Origin of the sequence: Sphingomonas sp. TZW2008 (genome assembly GCF_002117915.1) — a bacterium.
Taxonomy (GTDB): Bacteria; Pseudomonadota; Alphaproteobacteria; order Sphingomonadales; family Sphingomonadaceae; genus Sphingomonas.
Genome location: NZ_BDJB01000010.1, coordinates 41809 through 56632, shown reverse-complemented (window position 1 = coordinate 56632; position 14824 = coordinate 41809). Strand labels below are relative to the sequence as shown.

Annotated in this window: 11 protein-coding genes; 4 read left to right on the top strand and 7 right to left on the bottom strand. The window is 68.0% G+C overall.

Annotated elements, in window-relative coordinates:
- Positions 1-52 precede the first annotated feature (52 nt).
- Positions 53-697 (top strand): NAD(P)H-binding protein, encoded by a 645-nt coding sequence (locus B7L05_RS13395; RefSeq protein WP_085810794.1) that lies wholly within the window; start codon positions 53-55, stop codon positions 695-697.
- A gap of 4 nt (positions 698-701) precedes the next feature.
- Here B7L05_RS13395 and B7L05_RS13390 read toward each other — a convergent pair whose 3' ends face one another.
- The 6 genes from B7L05_RS13390 to B7L05_RS13365 all read right to left on the bottom strand — a co-directional run bounded on the left by B7L05_RS13390 (position 702) and on the right by B7L05_RS13365 (position 8476).
- Positions 702-905 (bottom strand): DUF5818 domain-containing protein, encoded by a 204-nt coding sequence (locus B7L05_RS13390; RefSeq protein WP_085810793.1) that lies wholly within the window; start codon positions 903-905, stop codon positions 702-704.
- Between the two features lie 110 nt (positions 906-1015).
- Positions 1016-2401: an efflux transporter outer membrane subunit gene (locus tag B7L05_RS13385; protein ID WP_085810792.1), complete on the bottom strand. Its 1386-nt coding sequence runs from the start codon at positions 2399-2401 to the stop codon at positions 1016-1018.
- Entirely contained in the window at positions 2401-3555 is a 1155-nt protein-coding gene (locus B7L05_RS13380) for an HlyD family secretion protein (RefSeq protein ID WP_085810791.1), read from the bottom strand. The genes B7L05_RS13385 and B7L05_RS13380 overlap by 1 nt, the downstream gene beginning before the upstream one ends.
- Positions 3552-5204, bottom strand: coding sequence for an MFS transporter (locus B7L05_RS13375; RefSeq protein ID WP_085810790.1), 1653 nt, complete (start codon positions 5202-5204; stop codon positions 3552-3554). The genes B7L05_RS13380 and B7L05_RS13375 overlap by 4 nt, the downstream gene beginning before the upstream one ends.
- Before the next feature lie 81 nt (positions 5205-5285).
- Positions 5286-6776 carry an HWE histidine kinase domain-containing protein gene (locus tag B7L05_RS13370; protein WP_085810789.1) on the bottom strand — a complete coding sequence of 497 codons (1491 nt, stop codon included), beginning with the start codon at positions 6774-6776 and terminating at the stop codon, positions 5286-5288.
- 59 nt (positions 6777-6835) lie between these two features.
- A complete protein-coding gene (locus tag B7L05_RS13365; RefSeq protein ID WP_085810788.1) occupies positions 6836-8476 on the bottom strand; it encodes a histidine kinase famiy protein in 1641 nt (546 codons plus the stop codon).
- A gap of 452 nt (positions 8477-8928) precedes the next feature.
- Here B7L05_RS13365 and B7L05_RS13360 point away from each other — a divergent pair, with 452 nt between their 5' ends.
- From B7L05_RS13360 to B7L05_RS13350, 3 genes are read left to right on the top strand one after another with little or no spacing between them, the layout of a single operon-like run.
- The gene (locus B7L05_RS13360; RefSeq protein WP_256926733.1) at positions 8929-9438 is read left to right on the top strand and encodes a TadE/TadG family type IV pilus assembly protein; all 510 of its coding nucleotides are present in this window, start codon (positions 8929-8931) and stop codon (positions 9436-9438) included.
- Positions 9435-9974 (top strand): TadE/TadG family type IV pilus assembly protein, encoded by a 540-nt coding sequence (locus B7L05_RS13355; protein WP_085810786.1) that lies wholly within the window; start codon positions 9435-9437, stop codon positions 9972-9974. Before B7L05_RS13360 ends, B7L05_RS13355 begins: the two co-directional genes overlap by 4 nt.
- Position 9975: 1 nt before the next feature.
- Positions 9976-11286 carry a TadE/TadG family type IV pilus assembly protein gene (locus B7L05_RS13350; protein WP_085810785.1) on the top strand — a complete coding sequence of 437 codons (1311 nt, stop codon included), beginning with the start codon at positions 9976-9978 and terminating at the stop codon, positions 11284-11286.
- Positions 11287-11407: 121 nt separating this feature from the next.
- On the opposite strand, the gene B7L05_RS13345 is transcribed toward B7L05_RS13350, so the two are convergent.
- Entirely contained in the window at positions 11408-14362 is a 2955-nt protein-coding gene (locus B7L05_RS13345; RefSeq protein ID WP_179187218.1) for a TonB-dependent receptor domain-containing protein, read from the bottom strand.
- Between the last annotated feature and the right edge of the window lie 462 nt (positions 14363-14824).

The window sequence follows — 14824 nt, the reverse complement described above, 5'->3', positions numbered from 1 at the left end:
CGAGTCGCTTCGACACGGTCGACACGCGATCGCGCGCCCTAGCCTTCCCGCCATGGTACGCATCGTCATGGCCGGTGGCACGGGGCTCGTCGGTGGGCTGCTGACCGAGCGCCTGCTGCGGCGCGACGACGTTGCGCTCGACAGCCTAGTACGCGCGCCAACGCGGCCGGGCGAGCGCCGGATCGACTTCGAGCGCCTCGCCGACGATCCGGTGACGGTTCCGATCGACGCGGCGGACATCGGCATCTGCTGCCTTGGCACGACGCTGCGCGCTGCGGGATCGCCCGCGCGCTTCCGCCGGGTCGATCACGATTTCGGTGTGGCCTTTGCACGGCTCGCCCGGCGCGCCGGGGCGCGCCGCTTCGTGCTGGTGAGCTCGGTTGGCGCCGGCGGGCGCGGCCTGTACCTGTCGGTGAAGGGTGAGGTCGAGGCGGCGATCCGAACGCTCGGCTACGATCGCGTCGATATCCTGCGCCCGAGCCTGCTGCTCGGGGCTCGCGCCGATCGGCGTCCGGCGGAAGCGATCGCGCAGCGCGTCGCACCGCTGCTCGATCCGCTGCTGATCGGTCCGCTCGCCCGCTACGCGCCGCTTCGTGCCGACCTAATCGCCGCGGCGATCGAGCGGCTGATCCAAAGCACTGCGCCGGGCGTCTTCGTGCACCATGTGCCCGCCATACGCACGCTGGCGCGCCGGTGACCCGTCAAGCGGGCGCGACGCCTTCGGCGTTGACGAGATCGGCGCCGACCAGCGTACCGCGCAGCCGCACGCGCTTCTCGACAAGATCGACGGGCGTGCGATGCAGTTCGAGCGCGTAGCGCCCGCCTCCGTCACGGCGCAGAAAGAAGCCGCCGCCGTCGCGGATCAGCGTTCCGACTTCATCGATGGTCGCGCCGATCTGCGTCATGGTCGAATGCCCCTGCGAACGCCGTACATAGCCGACTGTCGGCCCGGCCGCACCAATTCGGATTATGTAGGCGCCAAGCAATCGGGGCGCGGCCACATCCGCACCTTGGGCTATTGCCCGGCGCCGCGCACGTCCGTCGCGGACCAGCCGCCGCCCATCGCTTGATACAGTGCGACGTAGCTCGCCAGCCGGTCGCTGCGCGCCTGCACCAGCGACAGTTCCGCCGTCAGCAGGCTGCGCTGGGCATCGAGCTGCTCGATATAGGCAGAATAGCCAGCGCGGTAGCGGTTCGACGCATTCTGCAGCGCCCCCTGCGCCGCGGCGGTCTGCCGCGCGAGATCGTCCGCCTGCTCGCCCGTGCGGCGCACGCCGTCGAGCGCGTCGTCGACCTCGCGGAACGCCTGTAGCGCGGCGCGGCGATAGCCGAACGCCGCCTGATCGCGCCGCGCCGCCGCGGCATCCTCCTGCGCGGCGAGCCGCCCGCCGTCGAACAGCGGCGCGAGGATGCTCGCGCCGAGCGTGAACACGCCGACCGGGTTGGCCAGCGCGGTCGACAGGACTAGTCCCGCCGAGCCGGTCAGCGCCAGATTGGGCAGCATGGCGGCGCGCTGGCTGTCGAGGCTGCGATCGGCGGCGACCAGGGTCTGCTCCGCCTGGAAGAGATCGGGGCGGCGGCGCAGCAGATCGGCGGGCAGACCGTCGGGGATCGGCGGCAGCCGGATCGCGTCGAGCGGCAGCCCGCGCGCGACCGGCCCCGGATTGTCACCGAGCAGCAGCGACAGCGCATTCTCCTGCCGGCTGATCGCCAGCGCCGCGGCGGGGACGAGCTGCGCAGTCGCGGCATATTCGGCCTGCGCCTGGCGATATTCAAGCCGCGACGAATAGCCTGTCTCGTAGCGCCGACGCGCGATCCGCTGCGCCTCCGCCCGAGCCGCCAAGGTCGCGCGGGCGATCGCCAGCCGCTGGTCCAGCGCGCGCAACGTGACGTAGCCGCTGGCGACCGCGGCGGCGGTAGCGAGCCGGACGGTGTCGCGCGCGCCCTCGCTGGCGAGCAGCTGCGCGCGCGCCGCCGCCCGCGCTAGTCGCAGCCGCCCGAACAGGTCGAGATCGTAGCTCGCGGTGATTCCCGGCTGCGCGCCGATCGCGCGGCTCGGCGTGCCGAACGGGCTCAGCGTCTGCCCCTGCGTCTCCGCCACGGTGCCGCCGATCTGCGGCAGCAGGTTGGCGCGCGACAGCGCCTCCGCCGCGCGCGCCTCCTCCACCCGCGCCGCCGCGATCTGGATGTCGACGTTGGCGGCCAGCGCGCGGGTGACGAGACTGGCGAGCACGGGATCGCCGAACGCCTCCCACCAACCGGCGCGGATCGTGCCGCCGGGGTTCAGCGGCGTGCGCCATCCCGCCGGCGGCGTGACGGCGGCGCCGGGCGGCGCCTCCGCGCGCGGGCCCGGCAGCGTGCAGCCTGCCAGCATCGCGGGGAGGAGCAGCGCGCGGCGCATCACCGGATTGCTGCCCCCGACGCGGTTTCGACGCGCGCCTGCACCGACATGCCGGGGCGCAGCCGCGCGGCGAGCGGCTGGCCGGGATCGATCCGGATCCGCACCGCGATGCGCTGTGGCACCTTGGTGAAATTGCCCGTCGCATTGTCCGACTTGAGCACCGCGAACTCGCTCCCGGCGGCGGGGGAGATACGCTCGACCCGTCCGGTCAGCCGTGCATCGGCGAGCCCGTCGACGGTGAAGCTCGCGCGCTGGCCGACGCGGACGTCGGCGGTCTGCGCTTCCTTGAAGTTGGCGATCACCCACACGTCGGCGGGCACCAGGAACATCAGCTGCGATCCGGCCGTCACATATTGCCCGACGCGCACGCCCACCTCGCTCAGCCGCCCCGCCTCCGGCGCGCGGATGACGGTGTTGGCAAGGTCGATCCGCGCCAGCCGCAGCGCCGCCTCGGCCCCCTGCACTCCCGCCTGCTGCCCACCACGCCCGACCGCAACGGTGCGCACTTCCTGCCGCGCGATCTCACGTGCCGCCTCCGCCTGCGCAACGCCCGCCTCGGCTTGGCGCAGCGCGGCAAGCGTCTGGTCGCGCTCGCGCAGCGATACCGAGCCATCGGTGACGAGGTCGTTGACGCGGTTCATGTCGGCACGTGCGCGCATCAGCTGCGCTGCGGCGTTCTGCACCGCCGCGTCCTGCGCCTGCACGCTCGCCGCACGGCTCGCCGCCTGCTGGCGGTTGTTCGCGAGCGTCGCCTGCTGCGCGGCCAGTGCCGCCTCGGCCTGCGCGACGCGCTGCGCGTAGATTCGCTGGTCGATCTGCACCAGCGGCTGGCCACGCCGGACGCTCGCGAAATCGGCCACCGTGACTTGCGTGACATAGCCCGATACCTGCGGCGCGACCACCGTCACCCGACCTCGGACATAGGCGTTGTCGGTCGATTCGCGCGCGACGGTGAACGGCCAGATGCGCCACGCCGCCAGCACCGCCAGCATACCGCCGAGCGCCAGCAGCGCGATGACGAGCGCCGCGCGGCGCGATACGGCAGGCGGCGACCAGCCGGATCCCGCCGGCGGCGCGTTCACCGCGGCGGCATCCTCCGCAATCTTTTCCTCGGTCGCTGAAGTGGCGGTGACGGGCGAGCGGGCGTCGGTCATGCAAGGGCCTCGCGCCGGGCGCGGATGCGGCGGCGAAACAGAAGGAAAGCGAGATAGGCGAAGGTCAGCGCGGCGAGCAATGCGATCAGGCGAAAGACGTCGTTATAGGCCAGGATGTTCGCCTCGCGCGTCGCGCTCTGCGCCAGCAGCGCGCCGCCTTCGGCGCGCGCCAGCGCCGGATCGCCGACGACGCGCGCGACGCCCGCGGCGCCGGCTGCCAGCCGCGCCTGCACCAGCGGGTCGGTCGGCGCCACCGCCTCGACGATCGCGGCGCTGTGCGCCTTCTCGCGCATCACCTGATACGTGCCGAGCAGCGCCGATCCGCCGAGCCCGCCGATCGAATTGACGATGCCGAACAGCGCGATGAAGCTGATGATGTGCCCGCTGCCCGCCGCCAGCGCGCGCGTCATCCCGAACAGCAGCGCCGGGCCGAGGAAGAAGGCCGCCGAGAAGGCGATCAGCGCCTGCGTGACGTAGAGTTGCGGCGCTCGCGTCAGACTCGTCGCGTGCGAATCGGCATAGGCCGCCACCGCGACGAGGCCGATCGCCAGCATCACGGGCTGGGTCAGCCGCTGCGGATCGATCGTCGCCGCGCTCGCCGCCACGCCCGCGACGGTCGCGGCGAAGATGATCAGGAAGAACACGATCAGCTGATCGTTGTTCTGCCCCAGCACGGTCAGCAGCCCGACCGCGCCGTAGGTCTGTTCCGACAGGACGATGCGCGCCATGATCGTGACGATCGCGAAGCGTACGATGTCGGCGCTCGCCAGCCAGCGCGTGTTGAGCAGCGGGTTCGCGCGGCCATGCTCGATGACGAGCGCGGCGACGAGCATCGGGATCGCGGCGAGCAGCGCCCAGCCGATCCACGGCGCCTCGGTCCACCACACGATGCGGCCGAGCCCGAGCACCGCTGCGACGAGCGCCATCGCGCCGGCGAACAGCGGAAAGGTGACGAAATCGAGCTTCTCGAACGCCTCGATCCGCACCGTCGGCGGCAGGCGGAAGGCGAGCACCGCGGCGAGGCTGAGCGCGGCAAGCCCGAGTTCGAACAGGTACAGCGTACGCCACTGGCTCATTGCCAGCAGCTCGGGCGAAAACAGGCGCGCGAGCGGCGTCGCGCATTGCGGAATGCCGATCCCGACGACGACCGCGCGCAGCCGCCATCCTGCCGGGAACGCCTGCATTAGGTAATAGAGCGCGAGGCTGGAGAGCGGCGCCCCCGCCATCCCGCTCGCCGCGCGCACCAGGATCGCCGAGCCGAAATCGCGTACGAACAGATGCGCGAAGGTGAAGCCGACGTAGAGCACCAGAAAGATGATCGCGAACGGGCGCAGGCCGAATTGCTGTCGGAACTTGATCAGCAGCAGGTTGATGCTGACGTTCGTCATCACATAGACGGTCGGCAGCCACGCGACCTGCGCGGGATCGAGCCCCAATGCGCCGCCGAGCGACGTCGTGTTGGCGGCGATCAGCGCATTGCCGAAGCCGCCGGTAAGGCCGACCAGCACAGCGACCAGCACGTAGGCGATGCGTCGGCGCCACGGATGGGCGGGCGAGCCCGGCGAGCCGGGCATCGTCGGCAGCTCGTGCGGGGCGAACTGCCAGTCTTCCTCCGCGAGGAAAGCACGGATCCGCGTCGCGAGGCTCATGGCGCCCTGTATGCCCGCGCGCGCCGAACGTCACCTGCGGGCTCGAAGCCTCCGACGATAGGCCTTCTCATCAACCGGCGATCAGATCGGCGCCTCAATCTCGAAGCGGACGCCGCTCTCGAGGTACTGGATTTCCGCGCCGCCGCGCACGTGCTTGCGCAGCACGCGCTCGATCATCCGCGTGCCGAACCCGGTGCGTGTCGGCGGCACCACCGGGGGCCCGTCGTGCTCGCCCCAGCAGAAGAACAGCCGCCGCTCGCCCTCTGTGCGCCGGATCGACCATTCGATCGCGACGCGCCCGTCGGGGACCGACAGCGCGCCGTATTTGACCGCGTTGGTCGCCAGTTCGTGCAACGCCATCGCGAGCGCGAGCGTGATCTCGGGCGACAGCCGCACCGCGGGCCCGTCGACCGAGAAGCGCGCGCCGCCGCGGTCGCGGAACGGCAGCAGCGCCTTCTCGACGATGTCGCCGATCGCCGCGCCCTCCACTTCGTCCTGGATCAGCAGCTCCTGCGCCGCGCCGAGGCTCGCGATCCGCCCTGAAATCGTCGCCGCCGCATCCTCGATCGACGCGGCGTCGCGCAGCGTCTGATTGACCACCGCATTGACCGTCGCGAGCGTGTTCTTGACGCGGTGTGTCAGCTCGCGCGCCAGCACCGCGCGATGCTCCTCGGCGAACTTGCGCTGCGAGATGTCCGTCGAGAAGCCCGCCATCGACAGCGGCGATCCGTCCGCACGATACTGCAACTCGCCTTGCACCAGCACCCAGCGCTGCTCGCCCGACGGCGTCAGGATGCGATATTCGATCTCGTAGGGCACACCCTGTTCGATCGTGCGCCGCACCGCCATCTGCATTGCCGGCAGATCGTCGGGGTGGATCGCCGCCAGCAGATCCTCGTAGGTGAACGGCGCCGCGAGCGACCGGCCGAATACGCGCTTGCAGCCGGACGAGGCGGTCAGCACCAGTTCGGGCAGATCGAGCGTCCAGGTGCCGAGCGCGCCCGCCTTCAGTGCCAGCCGCAGCCGCGCATTGTGCGCCGCGAGATCGGCGTCGCGCTGCGCCACCTCGGCGGCGAGCGCCTCGCGATCCTGCTCGAGCTTGTGCACGCGGTGCCGCTCGATCGTGACGTCGATCTGCGAGGCGACGAAATAGCGCAGGGATCCGTCGTCGCGAAACACCGGCGCGACCATCAGCCGGTTCCAGAACGGCGTGCCGTCGCGTCGATGGTTCAGCAGATCGAGTTCCATCGGCTCGCGCCGGACGATCGCGTCTTTCAGTCGCGCAACGTCGTCGGGATCGGTCAGCGGCCCCTGCATGAACCGGCAGTTGCGCCCCAGCACCTCGCTGGCGGGAAAGCCGGTCAGCTGCTCGAACGCGCGATTGACGAAGATCAGCGGGCTGTCGGGCAGCGTCGGGTCGGCGACCACCATCGCGACGGGGGTCATGATGAAGCCGACCTGCATCGGATCGCCGCGGTCGAGATCGGCCGCGAACGCCGCGATCGCCGCGGCGACCTCGGGCGAGGGTTCGAACGGCGTGACGGGTTGGGGAGCGAGCGGCTGGCGGTCCAAAGCGGGAACACCCTAATCCATGTTGGTCGTTGCAGCAATCGGCGGCACTGGCCGCCGCATTATCCGCCGTGCGTGCCGATTCCGGTCGGGCCTTCGATCACCTGCCGCACTTTGGTGGCGAGTTCGCTGCGCTTGTACGGTTTCTGGATCAGCTCGAACTCCGCGCCACGCGCGTCCACGCGCTCGATCGACGATTCGGCGTAGCCGGTGGTGAGCAGCACGCGCATCTTGGGGCGTCGTCGCTTCACCTCGCGCGCCAGCATCACGCCGTTCATGCCGCCCGGCATGATCAGGTCGCTGAACAACAGGTCGATCTGGCCTGCGCCGTCGAGCAGCGCCAGCGCCTCGTTGGCATTCTCCGCGCGCAGCACGGTGTAGCCGAACTCGGCAAGCACGGTTTCGGCATAGTCGCCGACGTCGATCTGATCCTCGACGATCAGCACCGTCTCGCTGCCGCGTTTGTCGGCGAGCGAGCGTTGAACGCGCGCGTGTACCGGATCGAGCTGCGCCGTCTCACACGGGAACAGCATGCGCACCGTGGTGCCGCGCCCCTCTTCCGACTGGATCTCGAGCGACCCGCCCGATTGCTTGACGAAGCCATAGACCATCGACAGCCCGAGCCCCGTGCCCTTACCCTGATCCTTGGTGGTGAAGAACGGCTCGGTCACCCGCTTCAACACCTCGGGCGACATGCCGACACCCTCGTCGGTGATCGTCACCGATACGTAATTGCCTGCCTCGATCTCACCGAACCCCTTGTCGGTCACGTCGATCGAGCGATTACGCACGTCGATCAGGATCTTGCCCCCGTTGGGCATCGCGTCGCGCGCGTTGAGCAGGATATTGATGATCGCGAGCTCCGCCTGCGTCGGATCGATGCGCGCGTTGCAGGTCGTCTCCTGATGCGCGATCTGCACCTTGACGAGCCCGCCCGCGGTCCGCTCGATCAGCGGCTGCAATTCGTCGATCAGGTCGACGATGTTGATCACGCGGCCCTGCAGCTTCTGCCGGCGGGAGAAGGCGAGCAGCTGCTGCGTCAGCGTCGCGCCGCGCTCCGCCGCCTGCAGCACGGCGTTGATCGAGCGTGCCGCCTTCCGCCGGTCGAAGTCACCATCGCCCTCGATCTGATGCTTCAGCACGTCGCCAAAGCCCTGAATCACCGTCAGCAGGTTATTGAAGTCGTGTGCCACGCCGCCCGTCAGCTGGCCGACCGCCTCCATCTTCTGCGCCTGCCGCAACCCCTCCTCCGCGTCGCGACGCCGCGTCACGTCGAGCTGCGAGGCGAAGAAATAGATCAGCTGATTGTCCGCGTCGAACACCGGCGAGATGAACAAGGCGTTCCAGAACGCCGCGCCGTTTTTCTTGTAATTGAGGATTTCGACCGACGTCTCCTGCCGGCGCTCGACCGCGCGGCGCACCTCGGCCACCGTCTCGCGATCGGTGTCCGGCCCTTGCAACAGCCGGCAATTGCGCCCGACGAGTTCTTCCCACGCATAGCCCGTCATGTTGATGAACGCCGGATTGGCGAAGACGATGGGATTGTCGGGCTGATTGGGATCGGTGACGATCATCGGCATCCGCGTCGTCTTCACCGCGGCGAAGAAGATGCTGTTGCTGTCGTCGCTCATGTCGTGATTGGCGCGGCCGGGCAGGTGGGGCGGTGGGCCGCCCGGCGGCGTCTCGGTAGTCGTGTCGGTCATCGAGGTCCTGCGCGAGAGATGGGCATGCCCCGAAGCGCCGGCCTAGTGGCCGAACGTGCGTACCGAGCCGAAGTTCCAACATAGGTTAATTTCTAGAGTTCTTTCTAAGCCAACCTCTACATCAGCCTCGCCTAGAACTTTTTGCCCCTGCCCAGCCAAGTATAGACATAGTTTGAGCGTAATACGGCAAGTCTGCTACAGCGAAGCCCGCATGCCTGCTCTACACTCGTTAAACAGCGATGGGTGATTGGGTACTTATGTACTAAGATAGTCTGTCGCACATATCATGAGCTCAGGCCCCGATGCCGGTCGGACCGCCCGACGGCCGTAGCCAATTGGCCGAATTTTAACGGTTGATCGGCATGGATGCCGGCGATCGAACCGGAATGAACCTTTCTTATCGCCTTATCGCGCGTCGAGCGCTCCGCGTAATCCGCGATCGGCGCGGCGCGGTGATCGTCGAATTCGCGTTCGTCGCGATCCCGTTCATCGCGCTCATGCTGGCGATCCTGCAGACCAGCCTCGTCTATTTCGCTGCAGAGGCGCTCGAGACCGGCGTCGAGGCGTCGGCGCGCAACGTCATCACCGGCAAGGCGCAGCTCGCCGACGCGACCGGGCGGACGCAGGGGATGACCGACGCGCAGCTCGCCGAACGCTATCGCCAGGCCGCCTGCGCGGCGCTGCCGCCGTTCCTCAAATGCGCCAAACTGCTCGTCGAGGTGAAGAGCGCCGCGACGTGGGACACGATCGACAGCACGGTGCCGACGCTGACGTACGATTCGGCAGGCAAGGTCACTAACAATTTCGCCTATGATCTTGGCTCGGGCGGCGCGATCGTCCTCGTGCGGCTGATGTACCCCTGGCCAATCGAGGCCGATCCGCTCGTCCTGCTGGCGAACCGCGGCGCGCGCACGCGGCTGCTGGTGGCGACATCGGTCGGCAAATCGGAAGCGTACCGATGATCGCCGCGCTGCGCCGGCTGCGCGCGAACCGAGCGGGTACCGCGCTGATTGAATTCGCGCTCGTGCTGCCGGTGGCGCTCGTCCTCTATTACGGCACGCTCCAGCTGCAGGATGCGATCGCCTGCAACCGCAAGGTGACGATCGCGACGCGCGCGCTCGCCGATCTCGTCGCGCAGAACCTGACGGGTGATACGACCGCGGCCGCGGTTGACGGCGTGCTTGGCGCAAGCACGCAGGTGCTCGCCCCCTATCCCGCCGGCCCGGCGACGATGCGCGTAACGCAGGTGATGACCGACGCGAGCAATCGCACCTTCGTCCAGTGGAGCCGCGCACGCGGCGGCCTGCCGCTGGCGAAGGGCACGCAGGTCACGATCCCGGCGCAGATGCGCATCCCCGGCACCTATTTCCTGCTGTCCGAAGTCACCTATGGTTACACGCCACCCGTCTTCTTCGGCGAACTCGCCGCGGTCCGGTTGGCGGACAGCCTCTACATGCTGCCGCGCAACAGCACCAAGATCGACTGCGGGGATTGCTGAGATGATGCTTCGGCTCTGGCGCCGCCTGCGGCACGACCGTCGCGGTGCGACGCTGATGATCTTCGCCTTCACCGTCATCCCGCTATGCTTCACCATCGGCATGGGGGTGGATTACGCCCGCGCAATGAAGTCGCAGACGAAGCTCAACGCGGTCGCCGACGCCGCTGCGCTCGTTGCCGTCAGCAAGCTCGTCCTGACGCAATCCGATGCCGCCGCCGCCGCCTATGCGCAGCAGATGTTCCAGGTACAGGCGTCGCCGATCCTCGCTGCCGCGGGGGTTACGATCACCGCGCTGACCGTCAGCGCACCGACCGACGCAAACGGGCGCCGCACGGCGACCGTCACCTATCGTGGCACGTCGCGCAACACCTTTGCCAAGATCCTGGCCGTCAACACGCTCGACATCGGCGGTACGTCGGTCACCACCAACGCCACCGCACCGAACATCGATTTCTACATGCTCGCCGACGTCTCAGGCTCGATGGCGCTGCCGGTCACGACGGAAGGGCTGCGGCTCGTCGGACAGAGCAACACGCGCAACTGCCAGTTCGCCTGCCACTCGACCAACGACGTTCAGGGGCGCGACGCGAACGGCAACATGACCGATCTGTACGGCGTTGCGAAATCGTACAATCTCAAACTGCGCATCGACGAGGCGGGCACCGCGATCTCGCGCCTCGCCACCACCGCGAAGTCGGTGTCGAGCAAGAACGGCGCGCGCTATCGCATGGCAATCGCCACCTTCCGCGGCGCGGGCGGCTATACGACGCTGCAGGCGATGACGTCCGACCTCGACGCCGCCGCGACCAAGACGGTGAACATGACGCCGTCGCTGTTCTACTCGAACGGTTGCCCGACGCAGGCGTGCGCAACGACCGACGTCGGTTACGGCGATCGCGACAGCGCGAGCGATGACGCGACCGATCGCGCCAACGCGGCGATGACCGATCCGGGAACCGGACTGAACAACAATCCGCCGCAGGGCGTGCTGTTCATCATCACCGACGGCATGAAGGACGAGTTCCGCGCCAATGGGAAGCCAGAGATCGCGTTCGATGCGACGCGCTGCACCGCGATCAAGAACCGTCGCATCCGCATCGCGATCCTCTACACCGAATATCTCGCCCAAGCGCTGACCGACGATCCCTGGTCGCAGACCAACGTCGCGCCGCATCTCCACACCATCGAGCCCGCGTTGCAGGCGTGCGCCTCCGATGGCCTCTACACCAAGGTGACGACCAACCAGGACATATCGGCCGCGCTCGACAAGCTGTTCTTCAACGCGGTGTCGACTGCGCGGATCAGCGGCTGACGCCGATCCCCCGGCTCGACCCGGATTTCAAATCTGAGGCTGACGCGCTAGTCGCCCACGGGATCTGACGATCGGCTCCGATAGCGAAACGGCCTTGAACGCGGTCCACGCCCGCAGCCGGCTATGCGCCGAGCCCGAAGCGCAACCCGATACGGATGCTGCGGCCAAGGAAGTCGTACAGCGTGCGGTTGGTCCCGGGATCCGGGCTCGACGTGTCCGACGGGCCGTTGCCGACCAGTGCGGGATCGCGATTGAACAGGTTGTTGACCTGAAGGTACAATTGCCCCTCCCCCGCGCCCAGGCCGATCTTCTGCGCCAAATAGGCGTCGACGTAGAAGGCGCCGGGGAGGCGGTTGTTCGAGATCGTCCGGTTGAGCGCGGTCGAGGCGGGGCAATCGCTGGTGCATTCGATGTAGGTGTTGTTGTACACGCCGGCGCCGAAGCCGCGCCCGGTCAACTGCACCGTCGTATCGTCGACCGTGTAGTTGGCGGTCACGCGATATTTCCACTTTGGAAGTGCGCCGCTGTTCTGCCCGACGCTGTTGGTCGGCGGCTGCGTCCCATTGTCCGACGACCGCGTGATGAATCGCGTCGCGAGCCCGCGCAGCGACAGCGTGCCAGGCAGGTCCGCCGCAATGCGGCTAAGCGCACTGGTGTAGCTCACCTCGAAATCGACGCCACGCGCGCGTTCGACCACGTAGTTGAAGTTCGAGGTATAGACCCAGATGTCGCCCAGATTGGGAATCACGTTCGGCCCCGTCACGCGGTCCCATCCCGTGCCGTAGGGAAAGGTCGGCGCCGTCACGTTGCTCTGCGTTGCGAGTGCAATCTGGCGGCACAGCGCCTCGTTGCCCTCGAAGCAGCGGTCGACGATCTGCTGCGCGCTCAGCGCGCCGATCGCCTCCTTGATCTTGATGTCGTAGTAATCGACCGACAGCCCAAGCCCCGGCACGAACGACGGGCGATAGACGACGCCGATGTCCCACGTGTCCGCCTTCTCGGGCCTAAGGTCGAGGTTGCCTTGCGGCACGCCGCGATACCGCGCGCTCGCCCCGGTCCAGGGGTTTAGCAGCGAATTGGTGTTGCCGCCGCCGGACTGGAACAGTTCGGATAGGTTTGGCGCGCGGATGTCGCGTGATCGCACTGCGCGCAGCCGCAGGTCGCCGATCGGGCTCCACGTCACGCCCGCCTTCCACGTCACCACCTCGCCCGCCTGGCTGTAGCTCGTCAGCCGCGCCGCGCCGTTGAAATCGATCGCGAACGGCAGCGCGATCAGCGTTTCGACATAGCCTTCGGTGACGTCGTACTTGCCGGCGAGCGCCGCATTGTCGGGGAAGTTGCCGCTGTACCAGCCGGCCTGCGCGAACGCCGGCGTGAAGGCCGAGCTCTCCTCGCGGCGATGCTCGATCCCGAAGGCGAGGCCGATCGGCTTCAGCCACGGGTTGGCGATATCGGTGCTGAAGTTGAGCGCGGCGACATCCTGCTCGAACTTGGTCTTGGTGTAGGGATTGCCGATTACGTAATCGACCGCCGCGGCGGAATTGACGCCGATGCCGAAGCTGTTGAACGGCACGCATCCCTGCGCCAGCGGATCGGTGCTGCCGTCGCGCGTCACGCGGCACACGATCTGCGTGCGCTCGCGGTTCCACACCGCGTCGCGTGCATAGCCCAACGTCGTGCGGTTGGGCGAGGTGAGCAGGATGTAATTGTCGGTGACGCCGCGCTGGTAATAGCCGTCCCAGCGCCAGTCGGTGCCGAGCAGCCCGAACTTGCCCTGCGCGCCGATGACGTAGCGCTGGACCTCCCGCTCGTTGCGGCTCTGCCGCGTCGGATAATCGGCGTTGAACGATCCCAGCGTCAGCCCGGTCGTCGCAATGGTGGGATATTGCGCGATCAGCGCCGCGGGAATGAAGGCGTTGTCACCGCGGATCGTGATGTTGCCGCGATCAGTCTGCCGCCCGCCGAGGTTCAGCCCGAGCGTGTAATTGTACGATGCCTCGCCGAACAGCTCGATGCCATCAGCCACCTCGTAGCTCAGCCGCCCGTAGATGCCGCGCAGCCGCTCGGCGGGTTGCAGCGACGTGCCGTCGATATGCTGATTGACGCGCCAGTCGCCGCCGATCGTCCATTCGCCGTTGCCGGCGCGGTTGTAGTTCTGGCCGTAATCGTAGCGGTTGATCGTCCCGCCCTGGCCGAAATAGACGCCGCGCGCCGGGCCGCTGGTGACGATGCCGCCGCCCGTTACGTTGTTCAGTCCGGCGCTGGTCGACGGCACGTACTGCGGCTGGCCGTTGCCCGCAACGTAGGCGGGGTTCTGCGTCAGGTACATGCCGCGCTGCGCCCAGTCGCGCGGCGCCCCCTGCACGCCGTCGCGCTGGATCACGGTGCCGTTCAGCAGCACATGCCCGCGCCCGCCCGCGAACGGCGCGCCCGCGGTCAGCGTGATGCGATACGTCTCGTCATCACCGTAGGTCGTCTCGCCGTAGCTGACGTCGCCCTTGATGCCGCGATAGTCCTTGTCGAGGATGTAGTTGACGACGCCCGCCACCGCGTCCGAGCCGTACACGGCGGAGGCGCCGCCGGTGACGACCTCGATGCTCTTCACCAGCCCCTGCGGGATCGTGTTGACGTCGACCGTCCCGTCGATCGTCGAGGCGACCGACCGGCGCCCGTCGACCAGCACCAGCGTGCGGTTGCTGCCCAGCCCGCGCAGGTTGACGGTATTGAGCCCCGCCGCGCCGCTGGCGAGCGAGCGGTTGCTGTTCGCCGGGGTCGTGCTGCCGGCGACCGACGGGAGCTGATTGACGAAATCGGCGAGGTTCGCAGGCGCCGAGGCCTGCAGTTCCTGCGTGGTGACGACCGTCAGCGGCGTCGGCGCGTCATAGCCGTTGCGGATGATGCGTGATCCCGTCACCACGATGTCGCCCGCGGGCGGCGCGGCCTCGTCGCTCGCCGGCGCTGCCCCGCCCGCCGCTGGCGCGCTGGGCGCTGCTTCCGGCACGGTTGTCGACTGCGCGCGCGCGGAACCTGCCGCCAGCGCCGCCAATGATCCCGACACGATCAACCAGTCACGCACCCGCATCATCTTTTCCCCGGTCCGTCCGACGTCATCCGCGCCGGCTCGCTGCGCCTAGGTGCTATTGTCCTCCAAGTCGATAGGATAATGCTTGGGGTTCGGGTGTCGTCCTGCGCACCCCTGTTGCCGCCCGTATTCGTCGACGATGCTGCGATCGTCGGGGCGCGTCGTCATGGCAGCTGGATCTTTCTGCCGGTGCTAAAAGCACTGATTTTGAGAATATCGCGATCTCATCCAAGCGTTCGCAGATCGACACCACCGTCAGGGTATCCCTTTTAGAGCGATGGCGTCACCGGCGCAGATCAAACGCCTCGGGTTCCACACCTGCCTGAGTTTATCCCCCAACTGAATAGATGTATATTGTCCGACTGCGGCGCTGCGCCCTCGTCCTAGGCGGCAGGGTTGCTGGATCGCCGATGCTTCGACGCGTTGCGCCGTCATCCGGCTTGGTCGTTCTCCGCG